21 protein-coding genes are annotated in these 21,740 nt (G+C 51.3%); 7 read left to right on the plus strand and 14 right to left on the minus strand.

All coding sequences use genetic code 11. The annotated features are described in order from the left end of the window. Window positions 1-8 precede the first annotated feature (8 nt). The 3 genes from Q7T66_RS16660 to Q7T66_RS16670 all read right to left on the minus strand — a co-directional run bounded on the left by Q7T66_RS16660 (window position 9) and on the right by Q7T66_RS16670 (window position 2,780). The gene (locus tag Q7T66_RS16660; protein WP_304934224.1) at window positions 9-500 is read right to left on the minus strand and encodes a glutathione peroxidase; all 492 of its coding nucleotides are present in this window, start codon (window positions 498-500) and stop codon (window positions 9-11) included. A gap of 14 nt (window positions 501-514) precedes the next feature. Further along, complete coding sequence (locus Q7T66_RS16665; protein WP_304934225.1) at window positions 515-1,651, minus strand: PilT/PilU family type 4a pilus ATPase; 1,137 nt, start codon at window positions 1,649-1,651, stop codon at window positions 515-517. A gap of 85 nt (window positions 1,652-1,736) precedes the next feature. Continuing rightward, window positions 1,737-2,780 carry a type IV pilus twitching motility protein PilT gene (locus Q7T66_RS16670; RefSeq protein WP_304934226.1) on the minus strand — a complete coding sequence of 348 codons (1,044 nt, stop codon included), beginning with the start codon at window positions 2,778-2,780 and terminating at the stop codon, window positions 1,737-1,739. A 132-nt stretch (window positions 2,781-2,912) separates the two neighbouring features. On the opposite strand from Q7T66_RS16670, the gene Q7T66_RS16675 reads away from it, so the two are divergent. Further along, entirely contained in the window at window positions 2,913-3,617 is a 705-nt protein-coding gene (locus Q7T66_RS16675) for a YggS family pyridoxal phosphate-dependent enzyme (protein WP_304934227.1), read from the plus strand. Further along, window positions 3,607-4,431, plus strand: a complete 825-nt coding sequence (gene proC, locus Q7T66_RS16680; RefSeq protein ID WP_304934228.1) for a pyrroline-5-carboxylate reductase — start codon at window positions 3,607-3,609, stop codon at window positions 4,429-4,431. Before Q7T66_RS16675 ends, proC begins: the two co-directional genes overlap by 11 nt. Window positions 4,432-4,525: 94 nt before the next feature. Here proC and Q7T66_RS16685 read toward each other — a convergent pair whose 3' ends face one another. From Q7T66_RS16685 to recG, 6 genes are all read right to left on the minus strand, one after another. After that, window positions 4,526-4,936: an RcnB family protein gene (locus tag Q7T66_RS16685; RefSeq protein WP_304934229.1), complete on the minus strand. Its 411-nt coding sequence runs from the start codon at window positions 4,934-4,936 to the stop codon at window positions 4,526-4,528. Window positions 4,937-5,178: 242 nt separating this feature from the next. After that, entirely contained in the window at window positions 5,179-6,147 is a 969-nt protein-coding gene (locus tag Q7T66_RS16690) for a TIGR01777 family oxidoreductase (protein ID WP_304934230.1), read from the minus strand. A gap of 53 nt (window positions 6,148-6,200) precedes the next feature. After that, window positions 6,201-7,676 carry a DHA2 family efflux MFS transporter permease subunit gene (locus Q7T66_RS16695; protein ID WP_304934231.1) on the minus strand — a complete coding sequence of 492 codons (1,476 nt, stop codon included), beginning with the start codon at window positions 7,674-7,676 and terminating at the stop codon, window positions 6,201-6,203. Window positions 7,677-7,700: 24 nt separating this feature from the next. Beyond that, window positions 7,701-8,555 carry a 4-hydroxybenzoate octaprenyltransferase gene (ubiA, locus tag Q7T66_RS16700; RefSeq protein ID WP_304934232.1) on the minus strand — a complete coding sequence of 285 codons (855 nt, stop codon included), beginning with the start codon at window positions 8,553-8,555 and terminating at the stop codon, window positions 7,701-7,703. 56 nt (window positions 8,556-8,611) lie between these two features. Then, a complete protein-coding gene (locus Q7T66_RS16705) occupies window positions 8,612-9,559 on the minus strand; it encodes a LysR substrate-binding domain-containing protein (RefSeq protein WP_304934233.1) in 948 nt (315 codons plus the stop codon). 65 nt (window positions 9,560-9,624) lie between these two features. Further along, window positions 9,625-11,745, minus strand: a complete 2,121-nt coding sequence (gene recG, locus Q7T66_RS16710) for an ATP-dependent DNA helicase RecG (protein WP_304934234.1) — start codon at window positions 11,743-11,745, stop codon at window positions 9,625-9,627. Window positions 11,746-11,960: 215 nt separating this feature from the next. Here recG and queA point away from each other — a divergent pair, with 215 nt between their 5' ends. The 5 genes from queA to secF all read left to right on the plus strand — a co-directional run bounded on the left by queA (window position 11,961) and on the right by secF (window position 17,602). Then, window positions 11,961-12,992 (plus strand): tRNA preQ1(34) S-adenosylmethionine ribosyltransferase-isomerase QueA, encoded by a 1,032-nt coding sequence (queA, locus tag Q7T66_RS16715; RefSeq protein WP_304934235.1) that lies wholly within the window; start codon window positions 11,961-11,963, stop codon window positions 12,990-12,992. Then, window positions 12,986-14,113, plus strand: coding sequence for a tRNA guanosine(34) transglycosylase Tgt (tgt, locus tag Q7T66_RS16720; protein ID WP_304934236.1), 1,128 nt, complete (start codon window positions 12,986-12,988; stop codon window positions 14,111-14,113). The genes queA and tgt overlap by 7 nt, the downstream gene beginning before the upstream one ends. A 131-nt stretch (window positions 14,114-14,244) precedes the next feature. Beyond that, a complete protein-coding gene (gene yajC, locus Q7T66_RS16725) occupies window positions 14,245-14,574 on the plus strand; it encodes a preprotein translocase subunit YajC (protein ID WP_304934237.1) in 330 nt (109 codons plus the stop codon). 80 nt (window positions 14,575-14,654) lie between these two features. Next, window positions 14,655-16,514 (plus strand): protein translocase subunit SecD, encoded by a 1,860-nt coding sequence (secD, locus tag Q7T66_RS16730; RefSeq protein WP_304934238.1) that lies wholly within the window; start codon window positions 14,655-14,657, stop codon window positions 16,512-16,514. Window positions 16,515-16,657: 143 nt separating this feature from the next. Continuing rightward, window positions 16,658-17,602, plus strand: coding sequence for a protein translocase subunit SecF (gene secF, locus Q7T66_RS16735; RefSeq protein WP_304934239.1), 945 nt, complete (start codon window positions 16,658-16,660; stop codon window positions 17,600-17,602). 65 nt (window positions 17,603-17,667) lie between these two features. Here the strand turns inward: secF and Q7T66_RS16740 are convergent, their stop codons facing one another. From Q7T66_RS16740 to purB, 5 genes are all read right to left on the minus strand, one after another. Further along, a complete protein-coding gene (locus Q7T66_RS16740; protein ID WP_304934240.1) occupies window positions 17,668-18,117 on the minus strand; it encodes a MarR family winged helix-turn-helix transcriptional regulator in 450 nt (149 codons plus the stop codon). A 99-nt stretch (window positions 18,118-18,216) separates the two neighbouring features. Continuing rightward, complete coding sequence (locus Q7T66_RS16745; RefSeq protein WP_304934241.1) at window positions 18,217-18,786, minus strand: YceI family protein; 570 nt, start codon at window positions 18,784-18,786, stop codon at window positions 18,217-18,219. Between the two features lie 107 nt (window positions 18,787-18,893). Further along, complete coding sequence (locus Q7T66_RS16750) at window positions 18,894-19,469, minus strand: YceI family protein (RefSeq protein WP_304934242.1); 576 nt, start codon at window positions 19,467-19,469, stop codon at window positions 18,894-18,896. 26 nt (window positions 19,470-19,495) lie between these two features. Next, window positions 19,496-20,020, minus strand: a complete 525-nt coding sequence (locus tag Q7T66_RS16755) for a cytochrome b (protein ID WP_304934243.1) — start codon at window positions 20,018-20,020, stop codon at window positions 19,496-19,498. A 152-nt stretch (window positions 20,021-20,172) separates the two neighbouring features. Next, on the minus strand, window positions 20,173-21,540 hold the full coding sequence (purB, locus tag Q7T66_RS16760) for an adenylosuccinate lyase (RefSeq protein ID WP_304934244.1): 1,368 nt from the start codon (window positions 21,538-21,540) through the stop codon (window positions 20,173-20,175). Between the last annotated feature and the right edge of the window lie 200 nt (window positions 21,541-21,740).

Here is a 21,740-nt window from a genome sequence, read left to right on the forward strand (position 1 = left end):
CCGGTCGCTTACTCAGCCAGTAGCTTGTTGATATCGCTGAGCAAACTTTGTGGATTGGTTTGTGGCGCATAGCGTTTGTAAACTGTGCCGTCTTTCTTGACCAAAAATTTAGTGAAATTCCATTTGATCATTTCGCTACCCAGCAAGCCGGGTGCCGCATGCTTCAAGTACTTGAACAGTGGTGCGGCACGTTCGCCGTTCACATCTATTTTGGTAAAAAGTGGAAAGGTCACGCCGTAATTGCGTTCGCAGAATTCGCCTATCTCTTCTTCATTGCCGGGTTCTTGATTCCCGAATTGATCGCAGGGAAATCCCAGCACTTCCAAGCCTGCGCCATTCAATTTTTTATAGACTTCTTCCAGTGCTTTGTATTGCGAAGTGAATGCGCATTGGCTCGCGGTATTGACGATCAACAAGACCTTGCCACGATACTGTGCAAGATCAATCGCTGCGCCGGTCAGGCTGGTGGCCTGGAAGCCGTAGGCGTCGGGCGCTTTCATCGCGGCACTCATCTTTAAACAATACCCAAATGTTCAGTACCTTTGCTCAGATCGCGGGTTTGCGCATCTTTGCCGTGCAGTTTGATCGACAGGCGCAGATCATTGACTGAATCGGCATTGCGCAACGCATCTTCGTAAGTGATCTTGCCAGCTTCATACAAATCGAACAGCGCTTGATCGAAAGTCTGCATGCCGAGTTCGCGCGACTTCTTCATGATCTCCTTGATTTCATGGACGTCGCCCTTGAAGATCAAATCAGAAATCAGCGGTGAGTTCAGCATGATCTCAACCGCGACACAGCGACCTTTGGTATCTTTCAAAGGAATCAAGCGTTGCGAAATCATCGCTTTCAAATTCAGTGAAAGATCCATCAGCAATTGCTGACGACGTTCTTCAGGGAAGAAGTTGACGATGCGGTCCAGCGCCTGATTCGAACTGTTGGCGTGCATGGTGGCCAGACACAAATGGCCTGTTTCTGCAAAGGCGATCGCGTAATCCATGGTTTCACGATCGCGGATTTCACCGATGAAAATCACATCCGGTGCTTGACGCAAAGTGTTCTTCAGCGCGATACCCCAACCGTCGGTATCGATGCCGATTTCGCGTTGCGTGATGACGCAATTTTTATGTGGATGTACGTACTCGACCGGATCTTCAATCGTGATGATGTGACCGTAGCTGTTCTCGTTGCGATAACCTAGCATCGCCGCCAGCGTAGTCGACTTGCCTGAACCGGTCGCGCCGACCATGATGACCAGGCCGCGCTTGGTCATCACGATATCTTTCAAGGTATCTGGCACACCCAGATCTTCAATTTTTGGAATCGCAGTGGTGATGGTACGCAGCACCATGCCGACTTTACCTTGCTGCACAAAAGCCGAGACGCGGAAGCGGCCGATGCCGCCCGGACTGATGGCGAAGTTGGATTCTTTAGTCGCTTCAAATTCTGCCGCTTGCTTGTCGCCCATGATCGCGCGCGCCAGCTCGACGGTATGCGTGGCATTCAGCGGTTGATTCGACACTTGCGTCATCTTGCCGTCGATCTTGAACGCAGGCGGAAAATCAGCCGTGATAAAAAGATCGGAGCCGTTCTTGCTGAGCATCAGGCGCAGCAAGTCGTACATGAATTTGGTAGCCTGATCGCGTTCCATGATCTTCCTTGGTTCAAGAATTTGACGACATGACTAATTGCGCCATGCCGAATATTCAGAAAATGATTTTGAATTGGTTAAAAACTTAGCCCGGGAAGTTGTCAGGCGTCTTCGCTGCAGAACGTGCCGCTGCATTCGAAATGACATTGCGCTTCACCAACTCAGTCAGATTGCTGTCCAGCGTTTGCATGCCGACGTTGGAGCCGGTCTGGATCGCTGAGTACATCTGCGCGATCTTCGCTTCACGAATCAAGTTACGAATCGCCGGCGTGCCGAGCATGATTTCATGTGCGGCGATACGGCCGCTGCCATCTTTCGTTTTCAACAAAGTTTGCGAGATGACGGCTTGCAGCGATTCGGACAACATCGCGCGTACCATTTCTTTTTCATCGCCTGGGAAAACGTCAATAATACGATCGATGGTTTTTGCGGCGGAAGATGTATGCAGAGTGCCGAATACCAAATGACCGGTTTCCGCAGCGGACAATGCCAAGCGGATGGTTTCCAGATCGCGCAACTCGCCGACCAGTACGACGTCTGGATCTTCGCGCAGCGCTGAACGCAGAGCGTTGCTGAAAGAGTGTGTATGCGGACCGACTTCGCGTTGATTGATCAGGCACTTTTTCGAATCGTGCACGAATTCGATAGGATCTTCGATCGTCAGAATGTGCGCGTATTCGTTTTCATTAACGTGATTCACCATCGCTGCCAGCGTGGTCGATTTGCCGGAGCCGGTAGGGCCAGTGACCAGCACCAGGCCGCGCGGTTTTAAAGACAGTTCGGCGAAAATCTTAGGCGCATTCAAATCCTCCAGACTCAGGATCTTGGAAGGAATGGTACGCAGCACGGCAGCGGCGCCACGGTCCTGGTTGAATGCATTGACGCGGAAGCGCGCCAGACCAGGGATCGCGAAAGAAAAATCGATCTCGAGATTTTCTTCATACGCTTTGCGCTGGCCATCATTCATGATGTCATAGATCATGCCGTGCACATCTTTGTGCTCCAGCGGCGGCAAATTGATGCGGCGTACGTCACCGTGCACGCGGATCATAGGCGGCAGGCCAGCTGATAAATGTAAATCCGAAGCTTTATTCTTGACCGAGAACGCGAGTAGTTCTGAAATGTCCATTTATAATCCCTGAGCCTGCAAAGTAAAGGTGTAGCAAGAGGTGCTGCAAAAGGTAGAGCAAAACCATCCGACAAGCGATCGCGGTACTGAAAGTATTGCGAATGTTAAATAATGCCTTAAAGAACTTTGATTATGTCTGTAATACGCCAAAACTTGCAAGCTGTGCGTCAGCGGATTACCGACGCTGCGGACAGCGCGCAACGCGACGTCCACGGCATTGACCTGCTGGCGGTATCCAAGACCTTCGACGCTGATGCAGTGATCGTAGCGGCCGAGGCTGGGCAGACCGCTTTTGGCGAAAATTATCTGCAAGAAGCGTTGGATAAAATAAACACTATCCGCACTACGCGCACCGATTTGGCGCTGGAATGGCACTTTATCGGGCCCATCCAGAGCAACAAGACGCGACCAATTGCGGAAAATTTTGACTGGGTACATTCGGTCGATAGAGAAAAAATCGCGCAACGCTTATCCGAACAAAGACCGGATGATTTGCCGCCCTTGAATATCTGCCTGCAAGTCAATATCAGCGGTGAAGCCAGCAAAAGTGGCGTGCTGCCAGCTGATGCGTTGGCAGTGGCCAAAGCGATTTCTGTTTTGCCGCGATTACGTCTGCGCGGCTTGATGGCAATCCCCGAAGCGGCAGGTGATGAGGAACAACAAAGGGCACCGTTCCGGCAATTGCATGCTTTGTTCGATCAGTTATGCGCGGCCGGTTTGGAACTGGATACTTTGTCCATGGGGATGTCGGCTGACATGACGGCCGCCATCGCCGAGGGCGCAACAATCGTGCGGATAGGTTCCGCCATTTTTGGAACTAGGGAATATGCAAAATAATTTGAAAATCACCTTCGTCGGTGGCGGCAATATGGCAGCGGCTTTGATCGGCGGTTTGGCAGGTAAATTGACTGCTGCGAACAATATCCATGTCGTCGATATAAACACCGAGTCACTGACAAAATTACAGCAACAGTTTGGCGTGACCACCGCTGCGCAAATCGACGCTGCGGTTGTCGCGAGTGATGTGATTGTGCTGGCAGTCAAACCGCAGCAGATGAAAGACGTGGTTGCGCAATTGCTGCCGCACGTTAAAGCGCAATTGGTGTTGTCGATTGCTGCCGGTATTCGCGCAGTTGATTTGTCACGCTGGTTGGGAGGGCATAACGCTATCGTACGCACGATGCCGAATACGCCAGCGCTGATCGGTAAAGGAGTGACTGGCATGGTGGCGAGTGCAGGTGTCAGCACCGAGCAACGAGCAGCAGCGGATGCAATCATGTCGGCAGTCGGCGACACAGTCTGGCTGGATGACGAAAAACTGATCGACTCGGTGACGGCCGTATCCGGTAGCGGTCCAGCCTATGTGTTTTATTTTATCGAAGCGATGCAACAAGCCGCTCAAGAAATGGGCCTGACCGCAGAGCAGGGTAATGCCTTGGCGATTTCTACTTTTGTAGGCGCGGCACAATTGGCGGCGCAGTCGGCTGATCCAATTTCGGTATTGCGCGAACGCGTCACTTCCAAAGGCGGCACCACTTACGCCGCATTGACCAGCATGGAAGAAAACGGCGTCAAGCAATCCATCATCACTGCGATGAAAGCAGCAGCGGCGCGTGGACAAGCGTTGGGTGAAGAGTTCGGGCGGGATTGAAGCGTCCAAATAAATACTGGCCGAATGTCCGTCAAGACATTCGGCCAGCGAAGCAAGTTTTACCTCACTTCATGCGCACCAAATTAGCGTCTCATTAGTTACTGAGAACAATCTGCGCGATGAGGCCGGTTGATATCGCAATCAACACATAGTCCGGTCCGGTTTGCACCCATTGATATCCACGCGGCGGCGCATGCAAATGACGACCATGCCAGTCATTCACTACGTATTGGCGCTGGCGATACTCACGCGAGACATAACCACCTTTGTAGTAATTATGATGCGGACCCGCACCGCGTCCATTATGGCGACCATTGTCATGATGCGAGGAATGCTTGTTGCCGCGATTATCATGCCTATCGTTGTCGTGACCATGGCCGCGATCACGTTGGCTGTGCGAGTTGCCGCCTCTATCATTTCTGTGATAATCGTTGTCTGCAAACGCAGCACTACCTGCAGTCATGAAGATTGCCATCATCGCGGTAGCTAATATTTTGTTGTTCATATTTACTCCTTGCTGTGTTGTTCAGATGTTCAGTTGCAAAATTTGATGCTTGTTTTCGTCGCCAAGATTGGCTCATCAATTTGCCTGAACGATAAGTTCATTAAATGCGAAGTTGAATCGGGAAACCAGCGCTGAAAAGTAAGGCGTGTTACCAGATGTATCGGCTAGCTTTGCCCGCAGCGATGGGACGGTGATGTAATTTTATTAAATCTTTGGCGATGGGTGATTTACAGTCACCTAACTTATTCAGGATTATTTTTGTTTGCCTGCGTCAGATTTTCGAGCGCACTTTGCAAGTCGGGATAAACAAATTCAAAGCCACTTGCTTGCAGTCCTGCTGGTGTCACGCGTTGACCTTCAAGCAGTAAATCTGCCTGTTCACCCAGTAGCAGTTGCATCAAGATCGCAGGTGTTGGAAAAATAGATGGCCTATGCAGAACTCTTGCCGCTGTTTGGCTGAAGACTTCTTGCGTAACTGTTTGTGGCGCAGTGAAGTTATATGTCTCGATTGCATCCGTGGCGTTACTTTGCCAGAGATGCGCGATGCCACGCAGCAGATCTTCCACATGTATCCACGACAGCCATTGCTGACCATCGCCGAGACGCCCGCCCACGCCCATTCGTATCGGCAGCAACATCATCGGCAATGCGCCTCCTTTTCCCAACACCAGCCCGAAGCGCATGCAGATTACTTTCACGCCATATTGCGTTGCGGCCTGCGCGGCAGCTTCCCATTCCTGACAAAGCTGTGACATGAATATCGCTTGCGGTGCACTGTCTTCTTTCAACAAGCCTGCATCGCCTTTGGCTTGGATGCCGTAATAACCGATTGCCGATGCGGATAGAAAAAGTCTGGGTTTGTGAGTCGCTCGTGCAATCCAGGCTATGACATTTTTTGTCGTATCTATGCGACTTTGACGCAGTACTTCTTTGCGCGCAGCAGTCCAGCGCCATCCGAGTATACGAGCACCAGCAAGGTTGACGACGACGTCTATCTGTTGTTCTGTCGACAGCCCGTTCATGTTCGCGATGCAGCTGACATTTTTATCAAACTGCAGTGCGGCTTTTTCTGGATGTCGGGTGAGTACGATGACGCGCTGGCGATTTTTGACTAAAGCTTTTACCAGCAAACTGCCAATAAAACCACTTGCTCCGGTCACCAATACGCATTCAGATGTGTCGCTAAAAGATAGGTCGGATGTCATTTGCATTTTCACTTTCCGTTAATCGCACATCTTTTTGTGATTGAATCAGTTGGAGTAGGTTACACAGGTGGCGTATTTGTGCCTGTGACTTCTGCCACTTTTTGTACAACTATTCCCTTGCTGACTGCTTCGCCATCATTAGCGCGCAGTGTCCAGAACGATAGTGACGACAGAACTGTTAATCCACCCAGCGTCAGAAAAGCGTGATGCAGTGCGCTGATGACCGCCGTGCGATCAGACTGCGGCAGATCACCAAGATACCAGGCTGCGATAATCGAGCCAAAGGCTAATCCAAAACTCATGGACATCTGTTGCATCGAGCTGGCGATGGTACTGGCCATGCTGGAATCCTCTGCCTTGATATCCGCATAAGCCATCGAATTCATGCTGGAAAACTGCAACGAATTGAAAAATCCTTGCGACAGTGCCAGCAACAAAATTGCCCAGATCGGCGTGCTTGGCGTGATGATGGAAAACATGCAGATGGTGATACCTATCATCACTGTATTCACGATCAATACCTTGCGATAGCCGAAGCGTCGCAAGACTCTGACGGAGATCAACTTCATCACCATTGCGGCGGCGGCTGTTGGCATCAGCAGCAAGCCGGATTGCCATGCAGGCAGACCCAAACCAATTTGGTAAAGCAGTGGCAACAGGAAAGGCAAACCGCCTACACCCAAGCGCGTGATAAAACCGCCTGCAACAGAGATGCGGAAGGTCCGCGTTTTAAACAGCGCAAGTTGCAGTAGCGGATAAATTGCATGTCGCGCGTGCAAGACATAAGCCGCCAGCAGACCCAGCGATAGCAGGAACAGGATCGCGGTCGACGTGGTATCGAGATAGTGTTCGCCGAAGATTTCCAGTATCCACGATAGCAAGGCAACTCCCGATCCGAATAGTGCGAAGCCGATCACATCCAGCGGTCGCGGCACATCTGATCGATAGTCAGGCATGTGTTTATGGATCAACCATTGCGCGATCAATCCTATCGGTACGTTCACAAAAAAAATCGCCTGCCACGGCAACCAATACACAATCAGCCCACCTATGGTCGGACCGAGCAAAGGACCTATCAATGCAGGAATGATGACGAAGTTCATCGCTGCCAGTAATTCCGATTTTGGAAAAGTGCGTATGACCGTCAGGCGGCCAACCGGCATCATCATCGCGGCGCTGAATCCCTGCAACATGCGCGCCGCAATCAGCATTGGCACGTTGAAGGACAAACCACACAGAATGGAAGAAAACGTGAACAAGCCGACGGCGGTGGCGAAGACTCGTCTGGTGCCAAAGCGATCTGCCATCCAGCCGCTGATAGGGATCGAAACAGCCAGGCTCAAAATGTAGCCGCTGACGACCGCTTTCAAACTCAAGGGTGTGACGTTGAGGCTGGCCGCCATCGAAGGAATTGCGGTGTTGATGATGGTCGAATCGAGCTGCTCCATGAAGAGCGCGATGGCGACTACCCAAGGCAGATATCGTTTGACCTTGGGATCGACTTCCGGATTCGTTATGGTTTGAGGCGCTGACATAGTGTCGGAATTGCAGCTTAAATTTTAGCGCAACAAATAATCGAGTGCGACGCCGCCGAAGATTGCCGCGCCTAGCCAATTGTTATGTCGGAATGCAGCAAAGCATCCGCTGCGTTCACGATCGCGTATCAAGGTGTAGTGATAAATTGCGCAAGCACCGGCGATTAACAAGCCTGCAACAAACCACGCACGCAAGCCGAATTGCCAGCCGACGATAAAGATAATGAGCAAGGTCGCCGCATAACAAAACATCACTGCTGCGACATCGTATCGGCCGAAAGTAATGGCAGATGTTTTCATGCCTATCTTCAAATCGTCTTCTCTATCCACCATCGCATATTCAGTATCGTAAGCGACCGCCCAGAAAATATTCGCGACCAGCAACCACCATGCGGCAGCGGGAATAGCGCCTTGCACTGCCGCAAATCCCATAGGGATGCCGAAGCCAAATGCAATCCCGAGATACGCTTGCGGAATTGCAAAAAATCGTTTGAAGTAGGGATAGCTGGCAGCAATAATCACCGCCGCAATCGACAACTGTTTAGTCAATGTATTCAGCGGCAGGATCAATGCAAACGCGATCAAGGTCAGCACCAATGCAACGAGTAGCGCTTCCTTGGGTTTGATCTTGCCGCTGGTGATCGGCCTGTCGACTGTGCGTTGTACATGCTTGTCAAAATCGCGATCTGCGTAATCATTGATGGCGCAACCAGCCGAGCGCATCAGCACAGTACCTAATGTGAAGATGGCGACCAATGCCCAATCCGGCTTGCCATCCGAGGCGAACCACAATGCCCACAAGGTGGGCCAAAGTAGCAGCAATATACCGATAGGTTTATCGAGGCGGATCAGGCGGAAATACAGTTGAAGGCGATTCATTGTGTGACGCTGTTAATGGTTTGGTTCTACGGCAGTGATGGCTATGCTGAAGCGCATCACGCTTCCGACGATGGCTCATTCGGCAGCATCGTCACGCCAGGCAATTCGCAAGACAACAATGCTTGTCTCACCGCCTCTATCGCAACGCCACGCGTAAAACTTTTACGCCATACCAGCACCACGCGGCGTGATGGACCTGGTTGCACAAACGGGATGTAACGCAGCATGCCGTCCGTCGCATTCATGTCTGGCACCGATGCTTGCGGCAAGACGGTAATGCCGATGCCTGATGCGACCATGTGGCGTATGGTTTCCAGTGATGAACCTTCGAAGGTGCGTGCGATGCCATCGCCGCTGGTCGAGAAGCGCGACATTTCTGGACAGACTTCCAGCACTTGATCGCGGAAGCAATGGCCATTGCCGAGCAAGAGCATGGTTTCCGATTTCAAATCGTCGGTCGAGACACTTTTCCGTTCAGCCCACGGATGCAGCTTGGGTACCGCGACGACAAATGGTTCGTCGTACACCGGTTGTACTAGCAAGCCTTGATCGGGGAAAGGCAGGGCAACAATCGCAGCGTCGATTTCACCTTGCCGCAATTGCTCCAGCAATTTGACGGTGAAATTTTCCTGCAGCACCAGTGGCATTTGCGGTACGCGATCTATCATCGCTTTCACCAGCGGCGGCAATAAATAAGGCGCGATGGTGTAAATGATGCCGAGGCGGAAAGGTCCGACCAGTGGGTCTTTATTTTGTTTGGCGATTTCCTTGATGGCGGCGGTTTGTTCAAGCACACGCTCAGCTTGCGCAACGATTAGCACGCCTAACGGTGTCATCGAAATTTCGCTGCCGCCACGTTCGAATAGCGTCACGCCCAATTCGTCTTCCAGTTTTTTGATGGCGACGGATAAGGTCGGTTGTGCGACGAAGCAGGCTTCGGCCGCATGGCCAAAGTGTTTTTCGCGTGCGACGGCGACGATGTATTTGAGTTCGGTGAGTGTCATGTTTTTTTCAGTGATACTGAAGTAAGCGGCGAACTGGATTGCCCATTCTATACCCGCTAGCCTGACTACACTTTCAGGTAATCTTCGCGCGCGCCCAGCCATCGGGCGAGATGCGCTTCTACAGTTGCAGGATCATCTCGTAATAAAGTTTGTGCGACATCGCGTGCTTTATCAACCAGCCATTGATCGGTTTCCAGATCGGCAAAACGCAACATGGCTTGACCGGATTGACGTGCGCCCAGGAATTCGCCGGGGCCGCGTATTTCCAGATCCTTGCGCGCAATTTCAAAACCGTCTGTCGATTCGCGCATGATGCGCAGTCGTTGTTTGGCAATCATCCCCAGCGGTCCTTGATACAGCAACAGGCAAACACTGGCGGCCGAGCCGCGTCCAACACGTCCGCGTAATTGATGCAATTGCGACAGGCCGAAGCGTTCAGCATGTTCGATCACCATCAGCGATGCGTTCGGGACATCGACGCCGACTTCGATGACGGTGGTGGCAACCAAAACATTGATTTCACCCCTTGTGAAAGCGTCCATCACATCTTGCTTTTCTGCCGACTTCATTCGGCCGTGCACCAAGCCAACCTGCAAGTCGGGCAATGCTTCAACCAAAGTTTGGTGGGTGTCGGTGGCGGTTTGCAATTGCAGCGCTTCTGATTCTTCAATCAAGGGACAGACCCAATACACTTGCCGGCCTTCCAGCGCGGCCGCGTGCACGCGCTCTATCACTTCATCGCGCCGGTTTTGATCGATCACGCGGGTGACGATAGGTGTGCGGCCTGGCGGTAGTTCGTCGATGACGGACACTTCCAGATCGGCGTAGTAAGTCATCGCCAATGTGCGTGGAATCGGTGTCGCCGACATCATCAGTTGATGCGGGATTTTTTGATTTTTTAATGCGAGGTTGTTGTCCAAACCTTTGTTACGTAAGACGAGACGCTGGCCGACGCCGAAGCGATGTTGTTCATCAACGATGACCAAGCCGAGTTTTGAAAACAGTACGTCTTCTTGGATCAATGCATGCGTGCCGATGATTAGTTGCGCTTCACCTGATTCGATACGCGCCTTGGCTTCCAGTTTTTCTTTCTTCTTCAGACTGCCGGTCAGCCATGCAACGTTGACGCCGAGAGGTTCCATCCAGCCTGCAATCTTGCGGAAATGCTGGTCTGCCAAAATTTCGGTAGGCGCCATCAACACCGCTTGAAAACCGCTGTCGATAGCTTGCGCAGCGGCGATGGCGGCAACCACTGTTTTGCCGCTGCCGACGTCGCCTTGCAGCAGACGTTGCATAGGGAATGATTGCTTCAGGTCAGCGCGGATTTCTTCCAGCACGCGTTGCTGCGCACCTGTCAGTGAAAACGGTAACTGCTTCAAGAACGCCTTGGATAATTTACCAATGGTAGGCAATACCGCCGCACCTTTTTCGCGGCGCGCGATTTGTGCGCGCTTCATCGACAATTGCTGTGCCAGCAATTCATCGAACTTCATGCGCACCCACGCAGCATGCGAACGATCGGCCAATGCACTTTCGTCTGTATCTGGCGGCGGATTGTGCAGCATGCGAACGGCCGGCTCGAACTGCATCAGCTCAAGCGAAGTGCGTAATTGTTCTGACAAAGTATCGCGCCATGCTATGCGCGCCATTGCATCGATGATGGTTTTGCGCAGCACGGTTTGCGACAAGCCTTCGCCTGCTGGATAAACTGGCGTCAAAGCCGATGGCAGCGGCGCACCTTCTATCACCATCTTGTACGATGGATGCACCATCTCTGCGCCGAAGAAGCCGTGTCGCACTTCGCCGCGTGCACGTACACGATTGCCTTCGGCCATTTGCTTGATCTGGCTGCCGTAAAAATTCAGGAAACGCATCACGAGTTGGCCGGACTCATCCGAAATCGTCACCACCAATTGGCGGCGTGGACGGAAGGCGACTTCGCATGAGGTGACGACGCCTTCCACCTGCACAGCACGGCCGAAGATGAAACCGGCTTCGCTGATGCTCTTGATCTCGGTTTCATCTTCATAGCGCAAGGGCAAATGCAATACCTTGTCCATGTCGGAACGCAATCCGAGTTTGATCAGCTTGTCATCGATTTTTTCCGCGCGTGTGGGTGCCGCCGACTTCGTCGATTTTGCAGTTTTTTTGGCAACAGATGCGGGCTTTTTCTTTGGTACAGGCATATCGGGCCGAAAATGGGCGGCAGGGCGTAAAATAGCGGGTTTTGCGAAGACTTCATGTCTGGCGATGCTTCACATGAAGGTGCCGATTCGGCAAGCTTTGCAACCATAGCAGTTCTGCCGCGCGATTGCATACAAACAGATTAAATTTGTCTGCGTCACACCTCGGACAGTAAAACCGATGTCTTCACGATGTTTTCAATTTAATTATTAGCCGCATGTATACCCTTTCCGATTTTGATTTCGAATTACCGCAAGAATTGATTGCGCAAACGCCTTTGGCTGAGCGTAGCGCTTCGCGTTTGCTGCATGTAGCGCCAGCTCCAGAGAAGATAGTGGACCGCGCCTTTTCCGATATCGTTGATTTGCTCAGTCCTGGCGATCTGCTGGTGTTTAATGACACGCGTGTTTTGAAGGCGCGTTTCTTTGGTGTCAAGGAAACCGGCGGCAAGGTTGAAGTGTTAGTTGAGCGCGTGATTGACTCACGTCATGTGCATGCGCAAATACGCGCATCGAAATCGCCCCTGCCGGGAATGAAAATTCGTTTAGCCGATGCCTTCGATGTGATCGTCGGTGAACGCGCTGGTGAATTCTACGAGTTGCAATTTCCCGGTGATGTATTTGAATTGATAGAAGCGCACGGCCGTTTGCCGTTGCCGCCGTATATCGAGCATGCCGCCGATTCGTATGACGAGACACGTTATCAAACTGTGTACGCCAAAACGCCGGGCGCGGTTGCAGCACCAACTGCGGGTTTGCATTTCGATCAAGCCTTGCTCGATACCTTGAAGGCCAAAGGCGTGCAGTTTGCGTATGTGACTTTGCATGTAGGCGCAGGTACTTTTCAGCCTGTGCGTAATGAAAATTTGGCCGAGCACAATATGCATAGCGAGTGGTACACCATCTCGCAAGAAACGGTCGACGCTGTTCGTGCGACGCAAGCTGCGGGTCACAATGTTGTGGCAGTCGGCACCACCAGCATGCGTGCTCTGGAATCGGCATCGCAAAGCGGCAATCTGCAAGCAGGCAGCGCCGATACGCGTTTGTTCATCACGCCCGGCTACACATTCAAAACAGTGACGCGCCTGATTACCAATTTCCATTTGCCAAAATCCACGCTGTTGATGCTGGTCTCGGCCTTTGCCGGGTACGATGTAATCCGCGCCGCCTATCAACACGCCATTTCACAACGCTATCGCTTCTTCAGTTACGGCGATGCGATGTTTTTAACCAGAATGCCACCATGCTGAATTTCAAATTACTTAATACCGATGGCAAAGCGCGACGCGGCCAGCTGACCGTCAATCATGGCGTGATCGAAACGCCGATCTTCATGCCGGTTGGCACTTACGGTTCGGTCAAGGCGATGTCGCCGCTGGAATTGAAAGAGATCGATGCACAAATCATTCTCGGTAATACCTTCCATCTGTGGCTGCGTCCAGGGAACGACATCGTTGCCAAGTTCGGCGGCCTGCATGAGTTCATGGGTTGGGACAAACCTATCCTGACTGACTCAGGTGGTTTCCAGGTATTTTCGCTCGGCGAAATGCGCAAGATTACGGAAGAGGGCGTGCATTTTTCTTCGCCTATCAATGGCGATAAATTATTCCTGTCGCCGGAAGTGTCGATGCAGATTCAACGCGTGTTGAATTCAGACATCGTGATGCAGTTCGATGAATGCACACCGTATGAAATCGATGGTCGTCCGGCAACGGCGGATGAAGCGGCGAAGTCGATGCGCATGTCCTTGCGTTGGGCCAAGCGTTCACTCTATGAATTCAATCGCGAAGAAAATCCGAATGCCTTGTTTGGCATTGTGCAGGGTGGCATGTTCGAGCATCTGCGTGACGAATCTTTGGCGGGTTTGGAAGAGATCGACTTCCACGGCGTTGCGATCGGCGGTCTGTCAGTCGGCGAACCGAAGGAAGACATGCTGCGCGTGCTGGAGCACGTCGGTCCGCGCTTGCCAGCCAACAAGCCGCATTATTTGATGGGCGTCGGTACGCCGGAAGATCTGGTACAGGGCGTGTCCAACGGCATCGATATGTTTGATTGCGTAATGCCGACGCGTAATGCGCGCAATGGCTGGCTGTTCACGCGTTTTGGCGACATCAAAATCAAGAATGCGCGTTATAAAGATGATAAGCAGCCGCTGGATGAAACCTGTGGCTGTTACGCATGCCGCAACTTTTCGCGCGCTTACTTGCATCATTTACATCGAACCGGCGAAATTCTCGGTGCGCGTTTGAATACGATTCATAACTTGCACTATTACCTGGATCTGATGCGCGAAATGCGGGAAGCCATTAGCGAAGGGCGTTTCCAGCTGTTTGTGTCGCAATTTCACTCTGATCGGGCGCGCGGCGCGTAGTTTTTGCCGGGCTGCAAGATCGCTGGTTTTCGGTCTTTGATTTGCTAATTGTCATAGAGCGCTGGAAAGCATTCTTCCAGTGCTAAAATAACCGACTGTTATTTATCCCTTACAACAACCTGGAGCATTCAGTGTTTATTTCCAACGCATACGCAGCAGCAGCGCCAGCCGCTGGTGGCATCATGGGCAGCTTGACGCAATTCGTACCAATTCTCTTGATGTTTGTCGCGCTGTACTTCTTGATGATTCGCCCACAAATGAAACGTCAAAAAGAACACAAAGCGATGGTCGAAGCAGTGACACGCGGTGATGAAGTAGTAACATCCGGCGGCATGCTCGGCAAAGTTATCAAGGTTTCTGATGTGTACGTTTCGATCGAAGTGCAAGATGGTACAGAAGTGATTTTGCAAAAAAGCGCAGTCACAACCTTGCTGCCTAAAGGCACGATCAAGTCGCTGTAATCTGGGTTAAACGCCCCACCTCCGCTAGCCGGATGTGGGGTTGATTTTTGTCTGACGTTCCACCCGAACCCTGAATCAATATGAATCGCTATCCTCTCTGGAAGTACATTACGATCGCCGTCGCATTGCTGATAGGCGTGCTGTACACGATCCCGAATTTCTTTGGCGAATCGCCCGCGGTGCAAATCAGTAGCGCCAAAGCCACGATCAAAGTCGAAAGCTCCCTGATTGCTCAGGTTGAGCAAGCCTTGAAAAAAGAAGGTCTTCAATCCGACGGCATCGTGTATGAAACGATAGGCACGCAAGGCACCGTACGCGTCCGTTTCCCGAACACGGATATCCAGTTCAAGGCCAAAGCCCTGCTGGAAAAAGATCTGAATCTCGATCCTGCTGACCCTACCTATCTGGTTGCATTCAATCTGTTGCCGAACACACCGGCATGGCTGCAAAGTCTGCACGCTGCGCCTATGTATCTCGGTCTCGATTTGCGCGGTGGTGTCCACTTCTTGATGCAGGTTGATACCAAGGCGGTGATGGACAAGCGCGTCGTTGGCTTGCAATCGAGTGCGCGCGCGATTTTGCGTGACAAGAATGTACGTCACTCCGGTATTACGCGTAGTGGTGACAACATCGAAATCGCCTTCCGTGATGCCGACACTCGCGCCAAGGCACGTACCGCACTGAGCGACGAATTACGCGAACTGGCATTGACCGATAGCGGCACTGGCGAAGATTTGAAACTGGTCGGTTCTTTGCAGCCGACTGCATTGAAGCAAACAGTTGAAGATGCGGTTCAGCAAAATATCACCACCTTGTCGAAGCGCGTCAATGAACTCGGTGTTGCCGAGCCATTGATACAGCGTCAGGGTGCAGATCGTATCGTGGTGCAATTGCCTGGTGTGCAAGACGTTTCGCGCGCCAAGGACATCATCGGTAAAACTGCGACACTGGAAATTCGCTTGGTCGATGAAACAGTGACACGCGGTACTGAAGAAACTTCTGCAATTCCATTCGGTTCCGAACTGTTCAAGGTTGGCAAGAACGCGCCTGTGGTCTTGTACAAGGATACGATCATCACTGGTGAATACATCTCCAGCGCATCGGCCAGCTTCGACTCAAATCACCAACCATCCGTCAGCATTGATTTGAATGGTGATGGTGGTCGTCGCATGCGTGAAGCAACGCGCTCACGCGTCGGCAAATCGATGGCGATTGTTTTATTTGAAAAGAACAAGGGCGAAGTGCTGAGCGTTGCGACTATTCGTGATGAGCTTGGTGCACGTTTCCAGATCACCGGCATGGGTTCTTCCGAAGCGTCCAGCGATCTGGCCTTGCTGTTGCGCGCTGGTTCATTGGCAGCGCCGATGGAAATCATCGAAGAACGTACGATCGGACCGCAACTCGGTGCTGAGAACATCAGCAAGGGTTTCCACGCGACGCTGTACGGTTTCATCGCGATTGCCATCTTCATGATTGTCTATTACCGCATGTTTGGTTTCTTCAGTGTGTTTGCGCTGTCGGTCAACGTCATGCTGTTGATCGCATTGCTATCGATGTTGCAGGCGACATTAACGTTGCCGGGTATCGCGGCGATTGCACTGACGCTGGGTATGGCGATCGATGCCAACGTGCTGATCAATGAACGTATTCGAGAAGAGTTGCGAGCGGGGCATTCGCCGCAGACAGCGATTTCGATAGGCTTTGAACGTGCATGGGCAACCATTCTCGATTCCAACGTGACGACGCTGATTGCTGGTCTGGCCCTGTTGATTTTCGGTTCAGGTGCAGTGCGTGGTTTTGCGGTGGTGCATTGCCTGGGTATTCTGACCTCGATATTCTCGGCCGTATTTGTATCGCGCGGCTTCGTTAATCTCTGGTACGGACGCAAGAAGAAATTGACATCGGTGTCGATCGGCCAAGTCTGGAAAGCGGCCGACTGATGTTGAACAGCAGCGTTTCATTACGCTGCGGTTTCTTTTATGTGCCTGTTGTATTCAGCAAGATTCGTATTTAGACATACCGCCCGCAACACGATCATCGCGATGAGCGCGACAAGTTGCAGCGGTTGCCAAGAGAGGTAGTGATGGAGTTTTTCCGCATCAAAAAAGATATTCCGTTCATGCGTCATGCGTTGATTTTCAACGTGATTTCGGTGCTGACATTTGTCGCCGCAGTGTTCTTCCTGTTCCACAAGGGTTTGCATCTGTCTATCGAATTTACCGGCGGCACCGTGATGGAAGTCGCGTATCCGAAGGCGGCCGATATTGAAGGTGTACGCACCAAGATCGGTGATCTCGGTTATACCGACATCCAGGTCCAAAGCTTCGGCACTGCGCAAGATGTATTGATTCGTTTGCCAGTACAGCCGAACGCCGATACGGGACAGGTTAGTTCGCGCGTGATGGGTGCATTGACGGCACAGGACAGCACTGTCGTGTTGAAACGCGTGGAGTTTGTTGGGCCGCAAGTTGGTGAAGAGCTGACACATGATGGTTTGATGGCGCTTGGTATGCTGGTGCTTGGCATCATGATTTATCTGGCGTTTCGCTTCGAATGGAAATATGCGGTCTCTGCAATTTTCGCGAACTTGCATGACGTCGTGATCATTCTCGGTTTCTTCGCATTCTTCCAATGGGAATTTTCATTGACCGTGCTTGCCGCAGTGTTGGCCGTGCTTGGTTATTCAGTGAATGAATCCGTGATTGTCTTCGATCGTGTGCGCGAAACCTTCCGTGATCGCAAGTTCGGCAAGCTGGAAGTTCCGGCTGTCATGAATCACGCGATCACCAGCACGATCTCTCGTACCTTGATTACTCACGGCTCGACACAATTGATGGTGTTGTCGATGTTATTCCTCGGCGGCCCGACCCTGCATTACTTTGCGCTCGCGTTGACGATTGGTATCTGCTTCGGCATCTATTCTTCGGTATTCGTTGCGGCAGCTTTGGCAATGTGGCTGGGCGTCAGACGTGAAGACTTGATCAAGCCGATCAAGGAAAAAGATGAGCATGATGGCGCGGTAGTGTAAGCACTTCATGCAAATAAAAAAGCCGGCAATTGCCGGCTTTTTTATTGTCTATGTTCTTTGCTGCTTCAGTACTTGGCCTTGGGTTGGGAGCCAGTCAGATTGGCATGCAACTTGGTCAATTCCTTGTCCAGCGCATCGAAATCCTGTTCATCATAATTGACGAAGGATTGTTTTCCGAATGCGATTTGCGGCGCGAATACGCGTTTGAATTCTGCTTCGCCTTGCTTGGTCAGTTTTACTAAAGTGCTGCGTCTGTCTTCGATTTGCGTAACGCGTTCGACCAAGCCTTTTTCTTGCAGGCGGTCGATCACGCCGGTCAGTGTACCTTTGGTGATCAAGGTTCTTTCGCCCAGCTCTTTGAAGGTCATGCCGGGTGTATTGCCCAGCGTCGCCACAATGTCGAACTGCGATGGCGTTAGTCCCGTTCTGCAACGGATGTTGGCACCGGATTGGCGTTCAAATGCATGGAAGCATTCGGCCAATAAACGGATGCTGCGGACATAGCGTTCAGTCATGAAATTCCTGAGTGAATAAATAGAAAGGCAATAAAACTAAAGTACAAAATAAAAAGCCGACGCATTGTGACGTCGGCTTTTTATGGACATCAAATACGCTTAGTCTGCTTTAACTGCTTCAACCTGGATCGCCAATTTGACTTCAGGTGAGAAGCCATAAGCCATGCCGTAGGTCAGGCCAAAATCAGCGCGATTGAATGTCGCCGATACGTCCGCGCCACACACTTCACGTTTCAACATTGGATGTTGAATACATTTGAATTTGTTGATTGCCAGCGTCACAGGTTTTGTTACGCCCAGCAATGTCAGCTCGCCATCAACTGAAACCGGTTTGTCACCGTCGAATTTGATCGATTTGCTTTTGTAGGTAGCCGTAGGAAATTTCTCGACGTTGAACATGTCTTTGCCTTTTGCATGTTCATTCATTTTTGCATGACCGAAATCGATAGAGCTGGCATCGATGGTGATATCCAGCGAACCGGTTTTTGCTGCACGATCCAGTACGACATTGCCGCTGGTTTTATCAAACTTGCCGCGCCAAAAAGAGATACCCATGTGATCGGCTTCAAAGCTTGGGTAGGTGTGGCTAGGATCGATTGTGTAGGTTTGTGCAAATGCCGAGGTCGCGCTGGCAGCCAGCAAACAGATAAGTGCAATTTTTGATTTCATTGAATAACTCCTGTGGGTTTTAATACGGCATTAATGCCGAGTGTCGATACAAACTATAAAGTGGTGCCGCAAGTTTTTACTGCAATCGGTTCTCCGATTTTGTACTGCTATTGCGCCGCTACGACGCGAAACTTGATCGTTACTTCATCGGCCACCATGCTGGTGTCTTTCCATTCGCCTTCGCCTATGTTGTAGGTCAAACGTTTGATCGGCAACACGCCTTCAAATACTTGATTGACGCCATCTTTTTTCACCGTCAAAGGGAAGCTGACATCGGTCGTTTTACCTTTGATGGTGAGCTTGCCGGTGACGTCGAGTTTGCCTGCGGCACCTGGTTTGATCTGGCTGGAAACGAAACTGGCCTTAGGGAATTGCGCAGCGTTAAACCATTCCTTCTTCATCACTTCCTTGTTGTAATCGGCATCGCCCAGATCGAAACTGGTGACGTCGATATCGACATTGGCTTTGGATGTTTCCGGCTTTGCAGCGTCATAGGTAATAGCCGCAGTGAATTTCTTGAACTTGGCATCAACAGGGACGTTCAATTGTTTGAAGGTGATCGTGACGGCGCTTTTTGCTGGATCAGTTTTCAAAGCGGTGGCAGCGATAGCTGGTACGGCGACGCAGATGGCGGCAACTGCGAGCCAACGACGCATACCGCCAGAAGTAGAACGTAATAACATGGGTAATCCTTTCGAATATGTGAAGGTCACGGAAGCATGCGTTGCAGCGTGCGGTCCCGGTCTATAAATTGATGCTTGAGTGCAGCGAGAACGTGCAGGCAGAAGACGCCTAGCAATACAACATTGAATGCGTAATGGACTTGCTTCAGCAGTGCTTTCAATTCCGGATCAGGTGCGATCAAAACAGGCAGTGGGATAATCCCAAGATACATCACAGGCACGCCAGCCGCCAGACTGTAGAAATAACCGGATAGAGGCACCGCAAAGATCAGCACGTACATCAAAGCGTGCGAGGCATGCGATGCTTTTTTCTGCCAATTCGGCATGCTCGCAACATAAGGCGGCGCGGCATGCGTCATGCGCCAAAGTATGCGAATACAGGCGAGCGCGAAGACGGTGACGCCCAGCCATTTATGCCAGGAAAAATATTTGAGTTTGGTCGGAGTGAGGCCGGGAATATCGACCATCGTCAGCCCGAGAAAAAAGGTCGCGATGATCAGGATCGCCATCAGCCAGTGCAATGCAATTGCGGTGAGCGTGTAGCGGCGCATAGTTTTATTTTGATAAATAGTCCGAATTAGAACTAATATAGCAAAATAAAAAGAAGTCTGCTGGCAAAGCTTATTTAGCAGTGCAATCAGACTTCTTTAAGTTGAAATCAGATTGCGTTCAGCGTGACTTCAAAACCAAACGTGATGCGAAATCAGATTTCTTTGGCGAGTTTTTCTGCGTAGCCAATGTAATTTGCCGGCGTCATCGCCAGTAACAAATCCTTGGCTTCTTGCGGAATCGCCAGGGTAACGATGAATTCCTGCAGGCCTTCTTTTGAAATGCCTTTCCCGCGGGTGAGATCCTTCAATTGTTCGTACGGATTTTCGATACCGTAGCGACGCATCACGGTCTGTACCGGTTCTGCCAATACTTCCCAGGTTTCATCCAGATCTGCAGCCAGACGTGCGGGATTGACTTCCAGCTTGTTCAAGCCGCGCAGGCAGCTGTCATAGGCCAGCAAGGCATAACCGAAGCCGACACCGATGTTGCGCAACACGGTCGAATCGGTCAGGTCACGCTGCCAGCGCGAGACTGGTAATTTCTCAGCCATATGTTTCAACACTGCGTTGGCCATGCCGAGATTGCCTTCGGAGTTTTCGAAGTCGATCGGGTTGACCTTGTGTGGCATCGTCGACGAACCGATTTCGCCAGCCTTGGTGGATTGCTTGAAATAGCCGAGCGAGATGTAGCCCCAGATATCGCGATTCAAATCCAGCAGGATAGTGTTGGTGCGGGCGATCGCATCGAACAATTCCGCCATGTAGTCATGCGGTTCGATTTGAATAGTGTATGGATTGAAAGTCAGGCCCAGACGATTTTCAATTACTTCTTTTGAAAACGCCTGCCAGTCAGTGTTCGGGTAAGCCGACAAATGCGCATTGAAGTTGCCGACGGCACCATTCATCTTGCCGAGAATTTCTACTTCAGCGATGCGTATGATCGCGCGCTGTAAACGTGCAACGACGTTAGCCATTTCTTTGCCGAGTGTGGTCGGGCTTGCTGGTTGACCGTGGGTACGCGACATCATCGGCAGCGCTGCGTTGTCATGCGCCAGTTGCGTCAGTTTGGCAACCAGTGCTTGCAATGCTGGCAGCAATACGCTGTCGCGTGCAGCTTTCAACATCATGCCGTGCGAAGTATTGTTGATATCTTCTGACGTACATGCGAAGTGGATGAACTCGGTTGCAGCAACCAGTTCCGGCACGTCTTTGACTTGATCTTTGAGCCAGTATTCGACAGCTTTGACGTCGTGATTTGTGACGGCTTCAATTGCCTTGATTTTTTCTGCGTCGGCTTCAGTGAAGTCGGTCGTCAATTTATTCAGCAATGCATTTGCACTTGCCGAAAATGGTTTGATCTCCGCAAAGCCGGCTTCCGACAAAGCTTGCAGCCATGAGATTTCTACTTTGACGCGATGATGCATGAAGCCGGATTCGGACAGAATCGGGCGCAGTTGATCGGTTTTGCTGGCGTAACGGCCATCCAGTGGTGAGAGGGCGGAGAGCGTAGAAAGAGGCATGATGAGGGGCGACGAGCGCAATGACGTGAATGAAAATAGCTGCCGAAAATGCAAGTTGCTGAAGATTCGGCGCAAATACGGAATTCGACATTTTACCACTCGCCGCAGGTGCAAAATAGAGCCGGATAATCTGTGCGCAAACAGACGGTTTCCGCAATATGCCGATGTTATAATCGCCTTCCAATTTTCGACGTAAAGCA

This window comes from Herminiimonas sp. (genome assembly GCF_030655415.1).